Annotated in this window: 22 protein-coding genes; 14 read left to right on the forward strand and 8 right to left on the reverse strand. The window is 36.6% G+C overall.

Going from position 1 to position 21,485, the window contains the following annotated elements; all coding sequences use genetic code 11:
- The 5 genes from B9N62_RS06725 to B9N62_RS06745 are packed head-to-tail and all read left to right on the forward strand — an operon-like array spanning position 1 to position 3,406.
- Positions 1-186, forward strand: a complete 186-nt coding sequence (locus tag B9N62_RS06725) for a hypothetical protein (RefSeq protein WP_054197437.1) — start codon at positions 1-3, stop codon at positions 184-186.
- The gene (locus B9N62_RS06730; protein ID WP_087578080.1) at positions 176-1,285 is read left to right on the forward strand and encodes an ABC transporter permease; all 1,110 of its coding nucleotides are present in this window, start codon (positions 176-178) and stop codon (positions 1,283-1,285) included. The genes B9N62_RS06725 and B9N62_RS06730 overlap by 11 nt, the downstream gene beginning before the upstream one ends.
- Positions 1,282-1,950, forward strand: a complete 669-nt coding sequence (locus B9N62_RS06735) for an ABC transporter ATP-binding protein (RefSeq protein WP_087584882.1) — start codon at positions 1,282-1,284, stop codon at positions 1,948-1,950. Before B9N62_RS06730 ends, B9N62_RS06735 begins: the two co-directional genes overlap by 4 nt.
- Positions 1,947-2,900, forward strand: a complete 954-nt coding sequence (locus tag B9N62_RS06740; RefSeq protein ID WP_087584883.1) for a hypothetical protein — start codon at positions 1,947-1,949, stop codon at positions 2,898-2,900. Before B9N62_RS06735 ends, B9N62_RS06740 begins: the two co-directional genes overlap by 4 nt.
- On the forward strand, positions 2,897-3,406 hold the full coding sequence (locus B9N62_RS06745; RefSeq protein WP_012140661.1) for a hypothetical protein: 510 nt from the start codon (positions 2,897-2,899) through the stop codon (positions 3,404-3,406). The genes B9N62_RS06740 and B9N62_RS06745 overlap by 4 nt, the downstream gene beginning before the upstream one ends.
- 2 nt (positions 3,407-3,408) lie before the next feature.
- On the opposite strand, the gene B9N62_RS06750 is transcribed toward B9N62_RS06745, so the two are convergent.
- Both B9N62_RS06750 and B9N62_RS10360 read right to left on the reverse strand, forming a co-directional pair.
- Positions 3,409-3,642, reverse strand: a complete 234-nt coding sequence (locus tag B9N62_RS06750) for a hypothetical protein (protein WP_257640212.1) — start codon at positions 3,640-3,642, stop codon at positions 3,409-3,411.
- A gap of 542 nt (positions 3,643-4,184) precedes the next feature.
- Positions 4,185-4,388: a hypothetical protein gene (locus B9N62_RS10360; protein ID WP_141083207.1), complete on the reverse strand. Its 204-nt coding sequence runs from the start codon at positions 4,386-4,388 to the stop codon at positions 4,185-4,187.
- A gap of 360 nt (positions 4,389-4,748) precedes the next feature.
- On the opposite strand from B9N62_RS10360, the gene yhdJ reads away from it, so the two are divergent.
- The 3 genes from yhdJ to B9N62_RS10630 are packed head-to-tail and all read left to right on the forward strand — an operon-like array spanning position 4,749 to position 6,744.
- A complete protein-coding gene (gene yhdJ, locus B9N62_RS06755) occupies positions 4,749-5,630 on the forward strand; it encodes an adenine-specific DNA-methyltransferase (RefSeq protein WP_219336782.1) in 882 nt (293 codons plus the stop codon).
- Between the two features lie 44 nt (positions 5,631-5,674).
- Positions 5,675-6,448: a hypothetical protein gene (locus B9N62_RS06760; RefSeq protein WP_219336783.1), complete on the forward strand. Its 774-nt coding sequence runs from the start codon at positions 5,675-5,677 to the stop codon at positions 6,446-6,448.
- A gap of 35 nt (positions 6,449-6,483) precedes the next feature.
- On the forward strand, positions 6,484-6,744 hold the full coding sequence (locus B9N62_RS10630; protein WP_219336784.1) for a hypothetical protein: 261 nt from the start codon (positions 6,484-6,486) through the stop codon (positions 6,742-6,744).
- 183 nt (positions 6,745-6,927) lie between these two features.
- Here the strand turns inward: B9N62_RS10630 and B9N62_RS10500 are convergent, their stop codons facing one another.
- Genes B9N62_RS10500 through rsmA form a run of 5 tightly spaced genes read right to left on the reverse strand, consistent with a single transcriptional unit; the run spans position 6,928 to position 11,825 of the window.
- The gene (locus tag B9N62_RS10500) at positions 6,928-7,092 is read right to left on the reverse strand and encodes a hypothetical protein (protein ID WP_180382167.1); all 165 of its coding nucleotides are present in this window, start codon (positions 7,090-7,092) and stop codon (positions 6,928-6,930) included.
- A 57-nt stretch (positions 7,093-7,149) separates the two neighbouring features.
- The gene (locus B9N62_RS06765; RefSeq protein WP_087584884.1) at positions 7,150-7,923 is read right to left on the reverse strand and encodes a pseudouridine synthase; all 774 of its coding nucleotides are present in this window, start codon (positions 7,921-7,923) and stop codon (positions 7,150-7,152) included.
- Between the two features lies 1 nt (position 7,924).
- The gene (locus B9N62_RS06770) at positions 7,925-8,878 is read right to left on the reverse strand and encodes a KpsF/GutQ family sugar-phosphate isomerase (protein ID WP_087584885.1); all 954 of its coding nucleotides are present in this window, start codon (positions 8,876-8,878) and stop codon (positions 7,925-7,927) included.
- A gap of 9 nt (positions 8,879-8,887) precedes the next feature.
- Positions 8,888-11,017, reverse strand: a complete 2,130-nt coding sequence (locus B9N62_RS06775; protein WP_180382168.1) for a ribonuclease J — start codon at positions 11,015-11,017, stop codon at positions 8,888-8,890.
- Positions 10,983-11,825: a 16S rRNA (adenine(1518)-N(6)/adenine(1519)-N(6))-dimethyltransferase RsmA gene (gene rsmA, locus B9N62_RS06780; RefSeq protein ID WP_087584900.1), complete on the reverse strand. Its 843-nt coding sequence runs from the start codon at positions 11,823-11,825 to the stop codon at positions 10,983-10,985. Before rsmA ends, B9N62_RS06775 begins: the two co-directional genes overlap by 35 nt.
- 106 nt (positions 11,826-11,931) lie before the next feature.
- On the opposite strand from rsmA, the gene B9N62_RS06785 reads away from it, so the two are divergent.
- Genes B9N62_RS06785 through rlmN form a run of 4 tightly spaced genes read left to right on the forward strand, consistent with a single transcriptional unit; the run spans position 11,932 to position 17,781 of the window.
- Complete coding sequence (locus tag B9N62_RS06785) at positions 11,932-15,216, forward strand: DEAD/DEAH box helicase (RefSeq protein WP_087584886.1); 3,285 nt, start codon at positions 11,932-11,934, stop codon at positions 15,214-15,216.
- Positions 15,213-15,968 (forward strand): imidazole glycerol phosphate synthase subunit HisF, encoded by a 756-nt coding sequence (gene hisF / locus B9N62_RS06790; protein WP_087584887.1) that lies wholly within the window; start codon positions 15,213-15,215, stop codon positions 15,966-15,968. Before B9N62_RS06785 ends, hisF begins: the two co-directional genes overlap by 4 nt.
- Complete coding sequence (locus tag B9N62_RS06795) at positions 15,968-16,648, forward strand: purine-nucleoside phosphorylase (RefSeq protein WP_087584888.1); 681 nt, start codon at positions 15,968-15,970, stop codon at positions 16,646-16,648. The genes hisF and B9N62_RS06795 overlap by 1 nt, the downstream gene beginning before the upstream one ends.
- Positions 16,645-17,781 carry a 23S rRNA (adenine(2503)-C(2))-methyltransferase RlmN gene (gene rlmN, locus B9N62_RS06800; protein ID WP_087584889.1) on the forward strand — a complete coding sequence of 379 codons (1,137 nt, stop codon included), beginning with the start codon at positions 16,645-16,647 and terminating at the stop codon, positions 17,779-17,781. The genes B9N62_RS06795 and rlmN overlap by 4 nt, the downstream gene beginning before the upstream one ends.
- Before the next feature lie 277 nt (positions 17,782-18,058).
- Here rlmN and B9N62_RS06805 read toward each other — a convergent pair whose 3' ends face one another.
- Positions 18,059-18,967 carry a pseudouridine synthase family protein gene (locus B9N62_RS06805; protein WP_087584890.1) on the reverse strand — a complete coding sequence of 303 codons (909 nt, stop codon included), beginning with the start codon at positions 18,965-18,967 and terminating at the stop codon, positions 18,059-18,061.
- Between the two features lie 182 nt (positions 18,968-19,149).
- On the opposite strand from B9N62_RS06805, the gene purB reads away from it, so the two are divergent.
- Both purB and B9N62_RS06815 read left to right on the forward strand, forming a co-directional pair.
- Positions 19,150-20,481 (forward strand): adenylosuccinate lyase, encoded by a 1,332-nt coding sequence (purB, locus tag B9N62_RS06810; protein WP_087584891.1) that lies wholly within the window; start codon positions 19,150-19,152, stop codon positions 20,479-20,481.
- A gap of 217 nt (positions 20,482-20,698) precedes the next feature.
- Positions 20,699-21,485: ribonucleotide reductase N-terminal alpha domain-containing protein (locus tag B9N62_RS06815; protein ID WP_257640213.1), on the forward strand; the 787-nt coding region annotated here is incomplete at its 3' end.

Raw genomic sequence — 21,485 nt, forward strand, 5'->3', positions numbered from 1 at the left:
GTGAAATTTCTAGTTTTTTTGGCGTTATTTTTTGGACTTTCTTATACGCTTTTAGCGGCACACTATCTTAGCTTTGATCATAAAGCAAAGCAAGATGAGCTAAGAGAAATTTCTAAGATAACAAGAGCAAATGCTGCTTTTAGTTTTAACCAAAAGGGGCAAAAAGGCTTTGTCTATGATAGGTAAAAATTTTATAAACTATGCTGTGGTTCTGCTTTTTAAAGATAGGAAGGATCACCTTTTTAGCTTCTGCCTCTTTGCACTCATTATTTTTGTGTTAAGCTCGGTACTTTTTATCTCTGGATCGATCCAACATGATCTTATAAATTTAGTAAAAGATAGATCAAGTATCGTAGTGAGCGCATTTCGTGCTGGCAAAGGCGATCTAATGCACCCTGGCTATATCTATGACATCTCAAAGATTGATGGCGTGGCTGACGTTAGGGGCGTGGTTGATGGAGAGTACTACTTCGTTCAAAAGCGTGTTTGGTTTCATCTATATGAAGATGATAGCTTAAAAGAGGATGAGATGATCGTCGGAGAAGGTGTAAAGGCGGCGATGAATGAGCTTTACTACGACGAGAGCTTTAATTTTCTAACTGAAGAGCGCATGATACCAGTAAAGATATTAAAGACTATGCCGGCACAAAGTGGTTTAATCTCAAATAACGCTATATTTTTGCATCCAAATACGCTAAGGGCTATCTTAAATTTAAAAGATGAAGAGTATACAAAGCTCTACGTTGAGGTGCCAAATACCGATGAGATCAGTGAAGTAGCTTTAAAGATAGAGAATTTATATCCAAATTCTTTCGCTCTTAGTATAGAAGATGAGGTGGCTAAGGTTAGGCACCTTTACTATTACAAGGGTGGAATTTTTATGAGCATTTACGTTAGTGTTATGCTTATATTCTTTGTCTTGCTTAAAAACCAAATTTCACTCGCCTATGGTAGTAAAAAGCGTGAAATAGCTATTTTAAGAAGTATTGGTTTTTGTATAAAAGACATTATATTTTTAAAATTTATACAAAATTTCATCGTTAGTGTTAGTGCTTTTTTACTCGGTGTTATGCTGGCTTATCTCTTTGTTTTTGTATTAAATGCTCCACTTTTAAAAGGGATATTTTTAGGTGATGAGCTTTTAAATTTTACAAATTTCACGCCTATTTTAGAGTTTGACAAGCTCTTTTTGATCTTTGTTTTTGGTGTGATACCATTTTTGGCGTTTGTACTCATACCTTCATGGAGAGTAGCAAGTAGTGACATAAATGAGGGGCTAAAATGATAAATATAAGAGGTGTTAGCCTAGTTTATAACCAAAACAAACAAAATGAGTTTTGTGCTTTAAAAAATATAAATTTAGATATTAATGACGGCGAGCTAGTGATACTAAAAGGCATTAGTGGAAGCGGTAAAAGTACCCTACTTTCTCTTATCGCCCTACTTCAAAAGCCAACTAGTGGAGAAATTTTGATAGATGGCACTAACATCGCAAAGCTACCCGATGCTTTTTGCTCTGAGCTTAGACACAAAAGGCTTGGATTGGTTTTTCAAAATTTTAACCTTATTGATGGCTTGAGTGTATATGAAAATTTACTAGCTCCATTTGCTCTAACAAATTTCAAGACAAATGTGCGAGATGAGATGATAAAAAAGGCTCTAAGCCTCGCAAATATCGCTCATAAAAAAGATGAAAACGTATCAAATTTAAGTGGTGGCGAGCGTCAAAGATGTGCGGTGGCTAGAGCTTTATCTATGGATGCTGATATCATCTTGGCTGATGAGCCAACGGCAAATTTAGATAGAGATAATGCACGTGCCTTTTTAGGCTTACTAGAGTCTTTTAAAGCTCTGAAAAAGAGTGTTATTGTCGCTACTCACGATAGCATTTTTGATGAGCTAAGTGCAACAGATAGGGTTGTTTCTTTACAAAACGGAGAGATAGTATGAGTGTCTTTTTATCAAACGCCGTTATTGCCTTTTTGTTAGCGGAGTTTGTGCTTTTAGTTTTGATGAGTATTTCGCTATTTTATGTCGTTAAGATCGTGAGGTCGTGGGACTACAACGCACTAACATCGCTTCAATACTCACTTGAAAAACAAAACTATCTTGTAAATACGATCTTACTTTTTTGCGTATGTATCAAGATCGTATTGTTTATATTTTTTGCACTTTGCCTAAATGAACTCTCTGACATTGTGCCTGGTGCCATGTGTTCAGCTGGAGTGATTGGCTCAAATAAATTTGGCGGCATATTGATGCTCACTAAAATTTTGCTGATCTTTGGACTTGGTATTTGGTTGGTTATCAATAAACTTGACTTAGAAGCCCTAAATTTCCCTTATCTAAAGAAAAAATACGCCATTTTCATCTGCCTTTTTGTCATGATATTAGTCGAACTTGGTATAGAAATTTCATTTTTTTACAATATCCCACTAAAAGTGCCGGTCTTTTGCTGTTCTGTTACTTTTCAAGCTCCAAAGTTACCATTTGGCTATACAAATTTTGGCTTAGTGAGTGCATTTTATGTGCTCTTTTTTGTCATTTTGGTGCTAAATTTTTTAAAGCAAAGTATGGCGAGCTTTGTGGCAAATTTGTTGTTTTTGGTGCTTAGCTACTATGCCATTACCTACTTTTTTGGCCTTTATGTTTACGAGCAGCCAAACCATAAATGTCCATACTGTATGCTAAAAAGTGACTATTTTTACGTTGGCTACCTCATCTGGGGCAGTTTGTTTCTCGGTGTATTTTATGGTCTTATGCCATATTTTGTTGAGATTATCACAAAGACTAACTACTCACACAAGCTTAAATTTTCATCGATCTGGCTAGGCGTTTGCGTGCTGATCTGCGCGCTTTATGTACTCAAATACTATTTGTTAAGAGGATTTTTATTTTGATAAAACAAATTTTTTCTTTGTGTTTGTTAGCTCTAGTCTTAGCCGTGCTCGCCTATAATGCCGACATAAGCGACGATAAAATTTTAGTTTCACATAGCGACAAATCAGAGCCGATCGAGGTGCTCACACCAAATAAATATATATGTTATGAGAGCAGGACGCTCATCGCTGATAACAATGACACAGCCCAGGCGATCATGCCAAATGGCGACATCTACTTTTTTAATGACGTCACAAATTCTTTCATCTGGTATATGGCGCAAAAGAGCAAAGATAAGATCAAGTTATATGTCTATTCAAGAGATACAAACCGCTACATCCCAGCGCAAAATGCCTGGTACTCGAGGGTCGATATCACGCCGATGGGATACGGCATAGGGGCGTATGAGTTTCACACTTACGGCATAAACGACAACTACTTTAAAGAGGTCTTGCTCTACGCAGCACGCGGCGAAACGCTGCTAAATCCATACATAAACATCCTACTTTCAGAAAATAAGATATAAATTTATGTAGCTCTAAATTTGTTAGAGCTCGCTAGGTTGTTTTTTGAGTAATAAAAGCCTTTTTCATTTAGTTTTTTGTAAAAATCACATCCTGGTTGAAGACCTAAATCACAAGCCTTCCCAAATAACTCTTTTGCTATATGGTAATCTCGCCCTACCCCTTGTCCTTTTTCATATAAAATACCTAGATCATAACAGCTCATATCATCTCTACTATCACAACCTTTTTGCCACAACTGAGCTGCCTTGTAGTAGTCTTGTTTTACGCCCAAACTCTCAAATTATTCGATATTATGTAGCAAACACACAAAACTTTCACTCTAAAAAACAGCTAAAATTTTACTATAAAAAACATCTTATTAAAGGATTGCATTATAGCAGAATCTCACATTGTTTTAGCCCTTATAGCTAAACATTCAGGGTGTCAAGGTAAGATTAGGTACTATCAAGAGGCTATTTTAAAATTTCAAGACGAATTAGCTATTATAAATAAGGTATTCTCAACTTTTGTTACAAACAATAAAACAAGCTCAATATTAGCTAAAAACATTAGAAGCTTATCATATTTTGCTCGTGGTGAGTTAAATCGTAGAATAATTGAGAGATTAAAACCAAACTTTGTAGCACTAGTGATATAATAAAGTATATCTTTAAAGACGATGTAGTCGATAGTTCGTTCTATATAAGTAAAATATCTACTTTGTCTCAATAAGCTAATTATGCGTGGTATTTTAGTTACTTTTACTGACAACGCCGTTAAGTTTCACAAGATATCTAATTAAGTTCTAAACCTTTCAGCTACTCTTTTGCTACCTTGCCAGTATCCACAAAATTCATTTGATATGGTATTATTTGACAAGCAACGAGCTAAAATATCATCAAATATCGCATTGTTATAAAGCCTACAAGTATTTTTATGGTATGTTATCTCGCTTGCGTAGTTTGAGAAACATGGAGTGCCTATTTTATGAAGTTGCCCCAACTACATACACCTAAATTTTGCGTTGCAGCTTTCGCTTTGATTGTTGTTCTCGCTATTTAGTCCGCTGTATTCAATATGATGATTGACACGTTTTAAGTCTTAATGAGCCAACAAGTCATCATAAGCTAAATTTTCATCGGTATATATTTGAGAACTAGGTAAGATGAGTTTTTAGAACTTATAAAAGCAAACAAACTTACAATAAACGGCTGGGTTACAACTATAGGCAAGTTAAAAAACACCTGAATGGGCTGATAGCTGTATATTAATAATAGAAAAAGGCTATAATTATAGTTGAGTCAAGGATATAAAAAATTGAATATGTGGTAAAAATAATAAGAAATGATAGGATAATAAAAATTGTTTTTCGATAATATTTTTAACAATAGTAAAGTAGAATTTGACTATGATGAAGATTCTTTGTTGATTTTAGGAAACTCTTTGCAAGTTTTAACAACAATATCAAGCAAGTCTATTGATTTGATATTTGCAGATCCGCCGTATGGCATAGGTAAAGATTTTGGGAACGATACTGATATTTTTAATTCATCGAATGATTACTTTATTTGGGCTAAAGAATGGATTGATGAATGTATGAGAGTTTTAAAAGATGACGGAACAATGTATTTTATGTCATCTACACAAAATATGCCCAAATTAGATGTTTATGTAGATGAAAGATACAATGTTGTAAATAGGATAATCTGGTCATATGATTCATCTGGAGTACAATCTAAAAGCAAATACGGGTCGCTGTATGAACCAATAATTATGATTACAAAGAGTAAAAAAAGTAAATATACTTTCAATTATAGTGATATTATGATTGAAGCTAAAACAGGTTCGCAAAGAAAGTTAATTGATTATAGAAAAACACCACCACAGCCATATAATACGAAAAAAGTACCAGGTAATGTATGGGATTTTAGTAGGGTGAGATTTAAAATGGAAGAGTATGAAAATCATCCAACACAAAAACCAAAAGAGTTGCTAGAAAGGATAATTTTAGCATCGAGTAATGTAGGGGATATTGTATTAGACCCTTTTAGTGGGAGTTTTACTACATCAAGTGTTGCTAAAGAATTAGGGAGAAAATCTATAGGCATAGAAATTAATGAAGAATATTATAAAATTGGTTTACGAAGAACAGGAATTTCCAATGAATACAAGGGTAAAATTTTGGAAAAGAATAAGTCGAGAAAAACAAAAAATAAGTCAAAAAATGACCATTTAAATAAATAAGTTACAAAGAATAGCTATTGCTTGAAAGTATGAAAGTATGGAATATGAAAGATTTTTTTAAGAAAATTTTGGTGGAGCAATTAGGGGAAACCATTAATGTGGAGGATTTTTATAATAATAGCCCATTGTTAAAATATTTAGACTCTAAAATGGGTGCTATTTATGGAAATTCAAAAAGTAGAAGAAGTTTAGCGAATATTTATGCAGTTTATTCAATCATATATTTTTATGTAGAAGAGTTTTTTTCAAACAAGGAGTCTTATAAAAATTTTGGAGGATATGATTACACCAAGTTATTTAATTTTTATAGAGGACTATATGGAGGAAGTAAGTTACAAAACCATGCTTTAAATTCCAGGGTTAATGGAGAATTTAAAAACAAAATAGTTTCCGAACATGACAATGACTTGATTATTGTAAATAATGGAAAGTATGCACTTCATATCGAGTACCTTTATGTAGATCACATTGATATATCTAAGATTGCAAAAAAGGCAATTGAAGAATATATAGCAATTTTGGAATTGAAAGATAGCAAGCTGATTGGAGATATAAACCTACTTATAAATTTAGAAACAACAGATGAGAAGAAAACTAAGTTAAAAGAATTATTGGATGAAGATTCAGAGGCAAGAATATTTGAGATTATATCTTATGCCATACTTAAAAACCATTATAAAAACATAAAAATATATATAGGATATTCAACTGAAACACTTAAAGAAGAATATCTTACATTATATAGGACTGGTAGAACAAATGCTAATGATGGTGGAATTGACTTTGTTATGAGTCCATTAGGTCGTTTTTTCAAGTAACAGAAGTTAATAACTATGACAAGTATTTGCTTGATATGGATAAAGTAATGCACTTTCCTGTAACATTTATTATAAAAACTAAAAAAACAGAGGACATAATTCAATCTGAGCTAATGGATTATATAAAGAAAAAATCCAAAGGTATGAAAATTATAGAAGATAGATACAATAATGCTATTGAGGAAATTATTACAATTAATGAATTAAGAAATTGGCTAGAAGAGCTAAATGATGAGTCGACAGATAATCTATTAAGAGATATAGACATATATTATAGATTGGAGTTAAATATTTAGATTCAAAACAGATAAAAGAATTAAAGAAGGAAGAAAAATTTTCATAGAACAATCTTGTGCATTTGCTACACAATATCGAAATTATTGTTGACTTGGGTAATATTGTCATCACAAGCTTTTCTGTATAGATCAGCTGCTTTGTTATAGTCCTCGCTACACCTTGACCGTTTTCAAATAAAGTTCCTAAATTAGTGCAACTATCAATATTCCCACCATCACAACTTTTTGCCATTGCTTGGCGGCTTTATCAAACTCGCCCTTATCGTAAGCCTCAAGCCCAAGCTCAAAAAGATCTTTAGAAAGGCTGGTAGTTAGTAAGATCACAGATAAAAGAATAGCCTTTTTCATTTCTTCTTCATTTTTATAAATTTAATTTGCCTCTTTGTTAGAGAAACAAGCCTGATGTTAGTATCTAATGTTATTAACTTTTAAAAAGTCTCTTAGGTCTTCGTATTCGCTATTTTCGAAGTATCGCCATTTGCCAGGCTTTAGCATATCAAGGCTAACACGCCCAAAACTAACACGTTTTAGATCCATCACTTCAAGGTCAAAGTAGCCAAAGAAGCGGCGTAGCTCCCTATTTTGCCCCTCGTTGATGATGACCTTTAGTTTTGTGTAACCACCGCTTGAGCCAAAGACTTTATAGGCTAGAAATGGCTTAAATTCCATTGATTTTATAGTTGTTTTTGCGTGAGCGCCTTTGGTGGCATCCTTGGCGAAAAAGCCATTTGTCATAGCTTCTATCACCTCTTTTGAAATTTCGCCTTTTACCTTTAGATAATATTCTCTTTCAATATCGCTATTCATTAGTGCTGTGGCGATAGCTGGGGCGTCGGTTAGCAAAAGTAGTCCTTCGCTCGCGTAGTCTAAGCGCCCCACACTAACAAATTTAGCAAATTTCTTATCTAACGTGTCATATATCGTCTTTCGTCCGCGGTCATCTTTCTTGCTAACTAGTTCGCCCTTTTGTTTGTGATAAACGATAACAGTAAATTCTTTTTTTAGCTTTATCAAACGACCATTTATACGCACTTTGTCATCTTCATCTACGCTTGTAGCAAGGTCGCTAACCACACGTCCTGCTATGCTAACCTTGCCAGCTTTTATCAGCTCATCTGCCTCACGGCGTGAGTAGTTTGTGTTATGTGAGATAAATTTATTTAGTCTTGTTTTTTCCATTTTATAGTCCTAAATTCGCAAGGTCGTGGATGTGTAAAACGCCTACAGGCACGCCATTTTCTACGACAGCTAGAAGCTGAATTTTATACTTTTCTATGAGGGCTAACGCATCTACAGCTAACATCTCTTTGTTGTCTATCTCTTTTGGATGCAAGGTTGCAAATTTCATCGCTGGCTCTTCTAGGTCAAAGTCCTCTCTCATAAGCGCGCGCCTAAGATCGCCGTCACTTAAAAGAGCGTCTAGCACGCCATCTTTATCGACTATTAAAACCGTGCCAAGCTTGCCGTGTGTCATCGTATCGATCGCGCTTTTTAGGGTTGCATTCCAGCGAACTATCGGTAAATTTTCGCTTCTCATCACATCTTTGACCTTTAAAAATAGCCTCTTGCCAAGGCTGCCACCTGGGTGAAAATTTGCAAAGTCCTCTTTTTTAAAGCCTCTCTTTTGCATCAAACAAACAGTTAACGCATCGCCAAGAGCTAACGTTAGCGTAGTTGATGCTGTTGGAGCAGCATTTAGCGGGCAGGCCTCCTTCTCTACGTCAATGCTAATAAATGCATCACTAAATTTACCAAGCGAGCTTGTTTTACTCCTTGCCATTGCGACGATTTTTACGCCAAAGCGCTTTACATGAGGCAAAATTTTGATAAGCTCATCACTCTCGCCACTAAAGCTAATGGCTAACAAAACATCGTCTTTTTCTATCATGCCAAGGTCGCCGTGCATAGCCTCTGTTGGGTGCAAGAAAAAGCTTGGCGTGCCAGTGCTTGCAAGTGTGGCAGCGATCTTTGCGCCTATGTGACCGCTCTTGCCTACGCCTGTTACTATGACCTTGCCCTTTGTATTAAATATCAAATTTACAGCATCTTCTATCTCTAAGTTTTTAGCATGTCTTAAAAGCTCGTTTGCTTCTATCTTTAAAACTTCGGCTGCGATTTGGTTGATTGTTTGCATAAATTTCCCTTACATTAGATAGATAATTGGCACGATAGTTGGGTACTTTTTGACCTTTCTAAAGATATGCTTTCTGATCACTTGACGCACTTGTGACTCGAGCAGTCTGCCATCTTTTAAAAGCTCCTCTTTGACATTGCTTAAAAACTGCGTCAAAATTTCTTGCATCTCTTTGCTAAACTCCGCATCTTGTTTATTGCCTACAAGTCCGTAGCTAATGACACGAGGCTTATTTATGAGCTTTGCGCCATGACGTGAAATTTGAGCGATTATCATGACTACACCTGCTTCAGCAAGATTTTGTCTGTCGATCACGACATCGTCTGATATTTGTTTATTTATTTGATTGTCTATGAAGACTTTACCAGTTTTTACCGTTTTTACACGTTTTAAGTATTTTTGACAGATCTCCATTTGATCGCCATCGCTCATTAGATAGATATTTCTCTCGTCTACGCCGCAGCTTGTAGCTGTCTCTTTATGCTTTGCGATGTGATTGTACTCGCCGTGAACTGGCAAGAAAAATTTTGGTTTTATAAGACGTAGCATCAGCTTTTGTTCTTCTTGTGCTGCGTGACCGCTGACGTGGATCTCGCTAAAGTCTTGGTAGGCAACACTTGCACCTGATTTGATAAGGAAATTTAGCACCGTTGAGACACTATTTTCGTTACCAGGGATCGCTTTTGAGCTGATTATTATCTGATCGGTCGGCTTTATTTTGATGTATTTGTGCTCGTCGGTAGCCATTCGGTAGAGCGCGCTCATAGTCTCACCCTGAGAGCCTGTGGTAACGATCAGCACTTCGTTATCTTTAAATTTACCGACTTCATTTGCATCGATAAAAATTTTCTTATCAAGTTTGATGTAGCCAAGCTCCATTGCAGTATATAAATTTCTCTCCATTGATCTACCAATGACACAGACTTTGCGGTTGTATTTTAGCCCCCACTCGATCGCCTGATAAACGCGGTGGATGTTTGAACTAAATGTACTCATAATGACGCGACCTTTGGCCTTTGAGAAAATCGCATCAAAGGTTTTGCCAACACTGCTTTCGCTTTTAGTAAAGCCCTCTTTGTAGCTGTTTGTGCTATCGCTTAATAGACAAAGCACGCCGCGCTCGCCGTAGTATGCAAGTCTGCCAAGGTCGGTTGGATAGCCATCTATCGGTGTGTGGTCAATCTTAAAGTCACCCGTATGGATGATGGTGCCCGCCTTTGTCGTGATGGCTAGCGCGCTAGCATCGATGATAGAGTGTGTGATGTGTATCCATTCAATCTCAAAGTCGCCTATTAGATATGGCTTTCTTTTTTCGACAGAGCGGAAAAGCGAGCGCTCCTGCTTTAAGCCGTGCTCTTCGAATTTGTTATTTATCATGCCAAGCGGCAAAGGTGTGGCATAAATCGGAAATTTAAACTCTTTGTAAAAATATGGTACTGCGCCGATGTGATCTTCGTGCGCGTGAGTGATGATGACACCTTTTATCTTGTCTTTTATTTTTCTAACATAGTCAAAGTCTGGGATGAGGATATCCACGCCGTGCATGCTCTCGCTCGGAAAACTCATGCCGATATCCACGATGATAGCGCTAGTTTCAGTTTCAAAGATAGTCATATTTCCGCCGATCTCGCCAAGACCGCCAAGTGGAGTTATGCGAATTTTATGCTCACTTGAGTTTAGATACTTCATCGGCTCCAGACGTAGCTCGTGAACGGCCTTGTTTGCTACCATTGCGCTTGCGATATCTTGCTGCCATTGCTCATTACCATTTAGTTTTGCAGGTAAATTTTTCTTTGGCTTTTTAGCTTTTTTAGGCTTTTCTTTTTGTTCTTGCGTTTTGGTTTTTGTTTCTTGTGGTTCTTGTTTTTGATCTTTTGGCTTATTATTTTCGCCATTTTTATTTTGATTTTTGTTATTTCTTGGCTTTTTTGGGCGAGAATTTTGACTCTTTGGCTCGGCGTGCGTTTCAGTTTCAGCTTGCTCTGCTGCAAAGAAGTTATCTATCACGCTTTTGCTTGCTAGTGAAGCTTGCTCGGTAATTTCGCTTTCTTGTTTTGGTTTGTTTTTTGGTCTAAATCTTCGTCTTTTGTTGTTTTTGCTTTGATTAGTTACAACTTTCTCTTCGTTTTTGTCGTTCATTATCTTCCTTTAATCTTTCAAATACTTTTAGATAAGAATCGACATCTAGCTCGTGTGGACGTAAATTTTGGTTTAAAGCTAGGCTTTCAAAAATTTCTTCTAACGCATTTTTGTCAAAATTTGTGGATAAATTTTTCAAAAGCGTCTTTCTTGGCGAAGCAAATGCAGCTCTTAAAAATACTTTAAAAGCCTCGTATTGTTTTGCATCTTTGAAAATCCCGTCTTTACCAAAAATCTTTTTTGTTTTTTGTAGTTTGATGACTGAAGATGTGACCTTTGGAGGTGGATTAAAAAGCTTTGCATCCACATCAAACAAAAGCTCACACCTGCCTTGAAGTGAAGCGAGGATCGATAAAGAGCTAAATTCTTTATCCTTGCTCTTTGCACTAAATTTAAGAGCAACCTCTTTTTGTATCATCACGATAAGCCCAAGGCATTTTTCGTCATCTATCGCATTTAGGATCATCTTCGTAGCAACGTAATAGGGCAAATTTGCGACCAAAAAGTAGTTTTCGCTACTTAGTCCGCCCTCTTGCTGCCACTGCTCTAATGCATCTTTACAAAAAAGTTTTAATTGTCCATTTTGGATCTCATTTGCAAATTTGGCCTTTAAAATTTGAAACAGCTCACAATCTATCTCAAAACAGGTTGTCTTATAAATTTGCAAAAGTCTAAATGTCAAATCACCTAAGCCAGGCCCAATCTCAACGACGTTTGCTACGTCATTGGGTATCGCTTGGATGATCTTATCTAGTGTCGCTTTGTCTTGTAAAAAATTCTGTCCAAAGTGCTTTTTTGCCTTTATCATAGCCGCGATATTAGCCAAAAATTACTTATACAATGATTACAAGTTTAGTTTAATCATATATAAAATGGACTATAATCACTAAATAACAACAAAATAAGGCATAAATTTGAGCAAAGCAAATACCTTAAAATACTTTTTATTATCACAATATTTAGAGCCAAAAACTTTAGACGAGCCAAAAAAGACAAATACGAAATTTAAAAAATCAATAGACCTTGAGATTGCAAATTTCGATGAGAAGCTTATGCAAATTTTAAGAGCATTTGATAGCTCACTTTTAAAAAATGGTATAGAAATTTCAATTTATGGCGGCATTTTTGAGACTGACTTGCTTGCCATTTATATATCAAAGCTGGCAAAGGTGAAATTTGAAAAAGAGCAAATTTTAGATGAGCTACGATCTGAGCAAACGAGCTTTGATAAGGCGTTTTGCTATAAATTTAAGCTTACTGGTGATTTGGTATTTTGTAAAGATGATCAAAATTTTGCTTTAAAAGATGTAAATTTAGATGATGATTTAACTCCATTTTTTACACCAAACTCATCTGATGATCTTTTCATCTCAACAGCTCCTTGGGCAATGGCTCGCCTAGATCATCTAAAAGAGATAAGCCAAAGTGACTTTAGCAAAGAGTGCGAGCGCATAAAAGACAAGCTATCTATCTATAAAGAAAAAATGGAATTTGGCAAATATATAAAGCTTATAAACGATGAGCTAAAAAGTGCACTTAAAACACCATTTTGTAATGATTTCTTAAGGCTTGAAGTAAAGATCATAAATCCAAATTTTAAAGAAAATGATAGCCTTTTAAATAGCTTTTTTATAGATGATATAAATTTGCTTATAAAATTTTACGAGTCAGGTAGGACACACGAGCTGACGGATCAGTTTTTGGACGAGGGCAGTGAGAATAAATTTGAAAGACTTGATGTAAGAGATGAGCAAAATAAAAGGCTTGTTAGAGATTTTTTTAAAGCAGAGGAGTATCCAAGATCGGCCTTTGCTAGCGACTTCGCTCTAAATTTTTCACAGCAAATTGCTGTTAATAACATCATTAAAAAATTTAAAGAAAAAAGTGGTGGAATTTATAGTGTAAATGGTGCTCCAGGTACTGGCAAAACAACGCTTTTAAAAGACGTAATGGCTGAAGTCGTTACGCTTAGAGCGATAAAGCTCGCACAAATGAGTAGACATGATATCTTTGCACCAGTTCGAGATAGTAGCGATAAGGTGCTTTATTTCACTCTAAATAAAGAACTTCAGGGCTATGAGATGGTTGTTAGCTCTTGTAATAACGGTGCGGTTGAAATTTTAAGTAAAGAGCTTAGCCAACTAAAAAGCATCGGTAGCTACGCAGGCGAGATTGATTATTTTAAATTTATAGCTACAAGGCTTCTCTCGGCTGATGAAAAGACAAATTTTGGAGAAAAATCTTTTATCTCAAAACCTGCATGGGGGCTTTTTTGCATACCTCTTGGCTCAAAGCAAAATAAGTCAAATTTTGTTTTTAACGCGATTAATGGCGTAAAGATCGAAAAAACACATAGTCAGTTTGAAGATATTTCAAAAGAATTTAAAGAATTTATAGAGCAAGATGGCTTTTTGATGGGGCTTGGCAAGTATTTGGCTACCGGCGAAGGAGTTGATGATTACGATGAGGCAAAGGAGAAATTTAATCAAGCCCTACATGAAGTAAATCTACTTTTTAGTGAGATCAGGATCAAAGAAGAGGAGCTAAAAAGTATAAATAGCGAGCTTATAAATATCGATAAAAGACTTGATAACTATAATTCAGCAAAGCAAATAGACGAGCTTTTAAGGCCACTAATAGATGAGCTGGATTTGAGCAAAAATGAACTAGAACAAAAGGTGGCTGAAGCTAACGAGCTAACAAAGCTTATTGGTCAAAATGAAATTTTACAAGAGTATCTAAGTACGCCTATAAAGCCATCATTTTTTATTTTCCAGCAAATTTTAAAGACACAAGCTTTTGAAAAATATAACAATGAAGTACAAAAAGTTAGTGAGATAAATCGACAAATAGCTGAGCAAAATTTGAAAGCAAGCAAGCAAAATAGTGAAAATAAAGAGAAGAATGAAGTAAAATTAAACGAACTAAAAGCTCAAATAACTCAGCTTGAAGAGAAAATTTTAGAACTTAACACCAAGATAGACCATCTAAACAAGCTTAATGATGACTTTATTAGACGTCAAAAATTAATTGGCAGAAGCGAAGAACTTGATAGCTTTTTAAATGGTAGTTTTAATCAGAGTAATGAAGAAATACAAAAGAGTATGCCATTTATGATGGAGTGTGATCTTGATGAGAAACCCCACAAGACGAAGCTTTTTAACGCAAGAATCAAGCTTTTTAAAGAAGCGCTTAATCTGCATAAAGCCACTATCTTTGCTTGCAAAGAAGCTGTTAGAACAAATTTACGAGCTCTTAGCGTTATATTTAATGATGAAAAAATGGCTGAGAAAAATGGGCTTGAAGCTAAAGATAGACGTGAAATAATAAAAGGATTATTTTTACTAACGCCAGTTGTTAGTTCTACTTTCGCATCTTTTAATAATACCTTTAAAGAGCTACTAAATGGCGATATAGGTTTGCTCTTAATAGATGAAGCAGGACAGGCAAATTTAACTAACGCATTAGGTGCATTGCTTCGTTCGAACATGGCTGTTGTAGTTGGTGATCCACTTCAACTTGAGCCCGTTGTAACATTGCCACCAGCTTTAAATAACGCTATTTTACGCTACTGTGATGCAAAGGATGAGTTTAATCTACTAAAATCATCAGTTCAACTTCGAGCCGATAAAGTACAAAATATTGGTACATATATAAAAGGAGAGGGTAAGTCCATTTGGGTTGGTTCGCCACTTATCGTTCATAGAAGGTGCGCCAACCCTATGTTTAAAATTTCAAACGAAACAACATATGATGATATGATGATACTTGGTAGAAGTAGTGAAAGTAAACTTAGCGACCCTAACATCAAAACAGAATGGATTGATGTTAGTAGTGATGAATGTATAGGTAATTATAATAAAGCTGAAGGCATGATCGTTAAAAAGCTTTTAGATAGTAAGCTAGCCAAGCTAAAAGATAGTGTTAAGATAATAACACCTTTTAAAGATGTTTGTAAAAATTTAAAAGGGGCCGGTACTATTCACACCATGCAAGGCAAAGAAGCCGATGTTATTATCTTTGTCCTTGGCGGTGCTACAAAAGGTGCTAGAGCATGGGCTGCTAGTACGCCAAATTTACTAAATGTAGCACTAACAAGAGCAAAAGAGGTTGTTTATATAGTTGGCAACCGAGAAAATTGGTCTAATTTGCCATATTTTGAGGTAGCAGCTAGAAAAATAGATAAAGGACAGATTTGAATCATTTTGCAAAACGCATAATCCCATGCCTTGATGTAAAAGATGGCAGAGTTGTAAAAGGTGTAAATTTCGTAGGACTTGTCGACGCTGGAGATCCTGTTGAGATAGCTAAAAGATACAATGACGAGGGCGCTGATGAGCTTTGCTTTTTAGATATCACTGCCTCTCATCTTGGGCGTGATACGATAGTTGATGTCGTAAAAAAGGTCGCAAGTAAGCTTTTTATCCCGCTAACAGTTGGCGGAGGCATACGCACGATCGATGATATCTCTCGCCTTTTAAATGCTGGCTGCGATAAAGTAAGCTTAAATTCATCAGCCATACAAGATCCAAATTTGATTGATGAGGCAGCTAAGAAATTTGGCTCACAATGTGTCGTAATTGCGATCGATGCCAAGAAGATCGAAAATGGTTATAGTGTTTTTATAAATGGTGGCAGGATCGATACCAAAAAAGATGCCTTTTCTTGGGCGAAAGAGGTCGAGTCGCGTGGAGCAGGGGAGATATTGCTAACCTCTATGGACAATGACGGCGTCAAACAGGGCTTTAATCTTGAGCTAACAAAGGTATTTAGCACGCTTTCCATACCAACTATCGCAAGTGGCGGCGCTGGTAAGATGGAGCACTTTAAAGAGGCTTTTGAAGCCGGGGCTGATGCGTGTTTAGCTGCTTCGATATTTCACTTTGGCGAGATCGAGATAAAAAAACTAAAAGAGTATCTCAAGACAAATGGTATTGAGGTTAGGCTCTGATGTTAGTTATCTCTGCTGGAAAAAATGAAATTTTTGACTTTGCTTTGCCAATGGGTGTGGGGCTAGTTGATATGGCGATAAATTTGACAAAATTTTTGCAGAAACGAGCATGTATTGGAGCGGATGAAAAGGGTATAAATTTAAAAAATATCGATCCGCACTATCTTGCAAAGATTGAAGCTAAATTTGCAAACTCATCAAATCCAGAGCTACAAAATCTAATCCAAAATTTGTCAAAAAATCCTGAACGAAATTTGTATCAGATGCCAGAAAAAATAGTTTTCGTTGGCTCGGCAGGTCTTTATAAAGACGGTGAAATTTTACAAATTTATGAAAGTTCGGTTGGGGCAAATATAGAAATTTCTAGCGTAGAAAATAGATCTTATTCACCGATTGAGTGTGAAATTTCTTCTATAGTTTCACGTGGAACTATCAAAGCAAATTCGTCAAATTTTATAACGACTGATAAAAATTTAGCTCATAAGATGTTTGAAAATGGTTATTTTTTAGAAAATATGGAGTTTTATTCTGTTCTAAAAGTAGCTCAAATTTTTAAAATTCCAGCTTATGGAATTTTCGTAGCGACAAATTTTTGTGATAAAAATGCACATGCTGATTTTATAAAAAATCACGCAGAGGCCAAGAAAATTCTAACAAAATATATAAAGGAAAATATGTGATAAATTTGCTTGATCTTAGTATTGATGAGCTAAAAGAGTTAGTTTCTCCACCATTCAGAGCAACACAAATCTACGAGTGGATATATAAGAAAAACGCAACCGAATTTAGCCAAATGCTAAATTTACCTAAAGATATGCGTCAAGGTCTAGCTGAAAAATTTTATATCGAACCTTTAAAATGTGTAAAATTTGAGCAAAGTAGTGATGGTTCGATCAAGTATCTTTTTGAGCTAAAAGATGGGCTAAAGATAGAGAGTGTTTTGCTGCCGATGAAAGAGGAGATAAGTGATGAGAATGGAAAGATCAGTCGCCATGCTCGCTATACGGTTTGTGTTAGCTCGCAGGTTGGCTGTAAAATGGGCTGTGCTTTTTGTCTAACAGCAAAGGGTGGGCTTGTTAGAAATTTGACTGCAGGCGAGATTGTGGGACAAATTTTATGGATAAAAAGAGAAAATAAAATACCTTATGAAAGACGTATAAATGTCGTTTATATGGGTATGGGTGAGCCACTCGATAATCTTACTAACGTTAGTAAAGCGATCAAAATTTTAGCTCTTAACGAGGGTCTAGCCATATCGCCGCGTCGTCAAACCGTTTCAACTAGCGGCCTTGGTAGCCAGATAAAAAAGCTTGGTGAGATGGACCTTGGCGTGCTATTGGCCATATCGCTTCATGCTGTTACTAATGAGCTTAGAAGCCGTCTAATGCCGATAAATAAGGCGTATAATATTGAGGCTGTTATGGATGCTGTTAGGGGATTTCCTATCGATATGCGAAAGCGTGTAATGTTTGAATATCTTGTTATCAAAGACCTAAACGATAGCGTGAGTGATGCTAAAAAGTTGGTAAAACTACTTCATGGCATAAAAGCGAAGGTAAATCTTATATATTTTAACCCACATGAAGGTAGCGAATTTGGACGACCCGAGCTTACCAGCATGCTAAAATTTCAAGAATATCTAAGAGATCACGGTGTTACTTGCACGATCAGACAGAGTAAAGGACTTGATATAAGTGCAGCTTGTGGACAATTAAAACAACGCAATGAAAATGCAAAATTTAAAGCTATTGCTAGTGATAAAAATTCAAAAATACAGTCGCTTGAAGATAATAGTAAAGCCAGCGTGAGTTAGAATGAGTGCACTTGATATAGCCGAAATAGTCTTTGTTGCTATTGTGGTTTTACTTGGATTAGGGCTTATTTTAAAAGTTTTAAAAGATGAAAAAGATAGGCATAAATTCTAAGCCTTAACATCAAGATAAAGCCTAACTCTTATAAAGAAATAAAATGGAGTGTTAATTGCATAAACTATAAAATTATTATTGTGGTATTTAAAAGCGATAAACTTTGGCAAAACGTAGGTAAAGGTTTATGAGAAATAGAAATTTATTAAAAAAATTAGACTAAAGTTAGCTCTCTTTTGCAAATCTATAAAACTCGTTTTCAGCGTCAAATTTGCTTTTTATCTTGTAAAAAATTTCATCAAATTTAAATGAAATTTCGTCCGAGTGAAGCAAGAGCCTTTTTGCACCAGTTAAATTTATCCGTTCACTCTCGCTCATCTCTTTGTCTAAAATTTTCTCGATCTGCGGACTTGACAAGCCATAAAGTGGTTCGCCAAGGATCTTGTGTTTCACATGAAACAAATGTAAGCGAATTTGATGCTGTCTGCCAGTGAGTGGGATAGCACGAACCAAAGTCGTATCGATATCGTCAAAATATCTAATCGGCAAAATTTTAGTCACAGCACTTTTTCCGTTTTCGCAAATTTGCATTCGCATTTTCACATCGTCGTAGTTGTTTGCTAGATCCATTTTGGCATCGATCGTAAATTCTCGTTCGATCTTGCCTTGCGCCATTGCGACGTAGCTTTTAGAAACCTCTCTGTCTTCAAAAATTTTCTTTAGTTTTATCGTAGAATTTCTGTCTTTTCCAACGACTATCACGCCACTCGTCTCAAAGTCTAGCCTATGCGCCACGCTCGCATCTCGTCCAAAAAGCGTGTAAATTTCATCATTTAGCGAGTACTCACAGTGTCTACCATTTGGGTGGCTTAGCACTCCGCTTGGTTTGTCAAATACAGCAAAGCTCTCACACTCAAAGATCGGCTTTAGTCCCTTTGGCTTGGCCTCATAGTCGATCAAAAAAATATCGCCACTCAAAATGGTATTTTTCTCACTCACGACATCGCCACCACATATCAGCCTACCTTTATCTATTAGGCGTTGAGCCTCTCTCATGCTAAAGCCAGTTTTCATTAAAATTTCATACGCTTTTTGTTTGTTTGCAGTGGCAATAAATTTATTTACATAGGGCAAAAATGATCCTTTAAACAAGTGAGCTATCTTAAGCACAAATTTATAAGTATATAACCGACATTTCAGCACGGATTTTATATAATCCAAACTTAAATTTTATAAAATTATACGATGTGATTTTTAGCTTTCAAGGCTGAAATTTACTTTTATGATAAAGAAAACTGATACAAAAAGGTTCAACAATGGTCGAAAGATACTCACGCAAAGAGATGGCTGAAAAGTGGAGCATACAAGCAAAATACGACGCTTGGCTCAAGGTAGAAAAAGCTGCTGTTAAAGCTTGGAATAAGCTTGGCTTTATAAGCGACAGCGACTGTGAGAAAATTTGCAAAAACGCTAATTTTGAAGTGGCTCGCATCGACGAGATAGAAAAGACGACAAAGCACGACGTCATCGCATTTTTAACAAGCGTCAGCGAGAGCCTTGGCGAGGAGAGCAGGTTCGTGCACTACGGCATGACCTCAAGCGACTGCATCGACACAGCCGTCGCACTTCAGATGAAAGAGAGCCTAGAGCTCATCATCAGCGACGTAGAGGAGTTCATGCAGGCGGTTAAAAACAGAGCAATCGAGCACAAGCACACGCTTATGGTCGGTAGAAGTCACGGCATCCATGGCGAGCCGATAACTTTTGGCCTTGTGCTTGCCATCTGGTACGATGAGATTGCAAGGGCGCTAAAGCTCATCAAAGATGCAAAAGATACGATCAGTTACGGCAAGCTCTCAGGTGCTATGGGAAATTTAGCCCACGCTCCAATGGAATTTGAAGAGCTAACATGCGTTGAGCTCGGCCTTAAAGCCGCACCAGCGTCAAATCAAGTGATCCAGCGCGACCGCTACGCTCATGTGGTAAGTGCTATCGCAGTTTTAGCCTCTACTTGTGAGAAGATCGCAGTCGCCGTCAGACACTATCAAAGGACAGAGGTTTATGAGGCGGAGGAGTACTTTAGCCCAGGACAAAAGGGCTCAAGCGCTATGCCACACAAACGCAATCCAGTTCTTAGTGAAAACATCACCGGTCTTTGCAGGGTGCTACGCTCATACGTCACGCCAGCGCTTGAAAACGTCGCCCTTTGGCACGAGCGCGACATCAGCCATAGCTCGGTTGAGAGATTTATCCTGCCAGATATGTTTATCACGGCTGATTTTATGCTGGTTCGTATCAAAAATTTAATAGCAAATCTAGTCGTCTATCCAGAAAATATGATGAAAAATTTAAATTTGACGGGTGGCCTGGTATTTTCTCAGCGCGTGCTTTTACAGCTACCACAGCGTGGAATCTCTAGAGAGGACGCCTATAAGATCGTTCAGCGCAACGCCATGAAGGTCTGGGCGGACTTGCAAGAGGGCAAAAAGGCGATCGACGAGCAAGGTCGCAGCCTGTTTTTGCAAAATTTGCTAAACGACGAGGACCTAACTAAGAGCCTTGGCAAAGATGAGATCAAAGAGTGCTTTGACTACAACTACTACACTAAAAACGTAGATAAAATTTTCGCCAGAGTCTTTGGCAAGTAAATTTAAACGCAAGAAGTAAATTTATGCTTCTTGCTTCAAGACATCGCTTCAAAAATTTTTACAATCATTTTAAAATAAGATCAAATTTTTTAATTTTTAAAAATAAAATATTATTTTTCGAGTTAAATTTTATATCAAAAATCACTTTTTAAACAAAGAGAGTTTTTATCTCCTTTTGGATAAAATCCCAAATTAAATTTAACATGGAGAGATATTTTTGAAAGTTATAAAACGTAATGGCAGAACCGAAGAGCTTGATATAAGTAAGATTAAAAAATATACAAATGAAGCCGTTTTTGGCCTTAGCAATGTAAACCTTAGTGAACTTGAAGTGGACGCGAAAATCCAGTTTAGAGATATGATAACTACTGAGGAAATTCAGCAGACTCTTATAAAAACAGCAGTTGACAAGATAGACATCGACCGTCCAAACTGGACATTTGTCGCTGCGAGGCTATTTTTATACGACCTTTATCACAAAGTATCTGGCTTTAACGGCTACAATCACCTAAAAGACTACCTAGTAAAAGGCGAAAAGGTAGGCCGCATCATCCCTGGACTAAAAGAGAAGTATGACCTTGAGGATCTAAACGCTTACATTAGGCCTGAGCGCGACCTTCAGTTTGCATACCTTGGTATCAAAACGCTTTATGACCGCTATCTCATCAAAGACAAAAATGGCATGCCAATCGAGCTGCCACAGCATATGTTTATGGCGATCGCGATGTTTCTAGCGCAAAACGAGCTAGACAGTCAAGGCTGGGCTAAGAAATTTTACGACCTTATCTCTAAATTTGAAGTGATGCTAGCCACGCCAACACTCTCAAACGCAAGGACTACACGCCACCAGCTAAGCAGCTGTTACGTAGGTAGTACGCCTGATAATATCGAAGGAATTTTTGATAGCTACAAAGAGATGGCACTACTTTCAAAATTTGGTGGCGGTATCGGCTGGGACTGGAGCAAGGTGCGCGCAATGGGCGGTAGCATCGATGGACACAAAA

Origin of the sequence: Campylobacter concisus (assembly GCF_002165785.1) — a bacterium.
GTDB classification, from domain to species: domain Bacteria; phylum Campylobacterota; class Campylobacteria; order Campylobacterales; family Campylobacteraceae; genus Campylobacter_A; species Campylobacter_A concisus_W.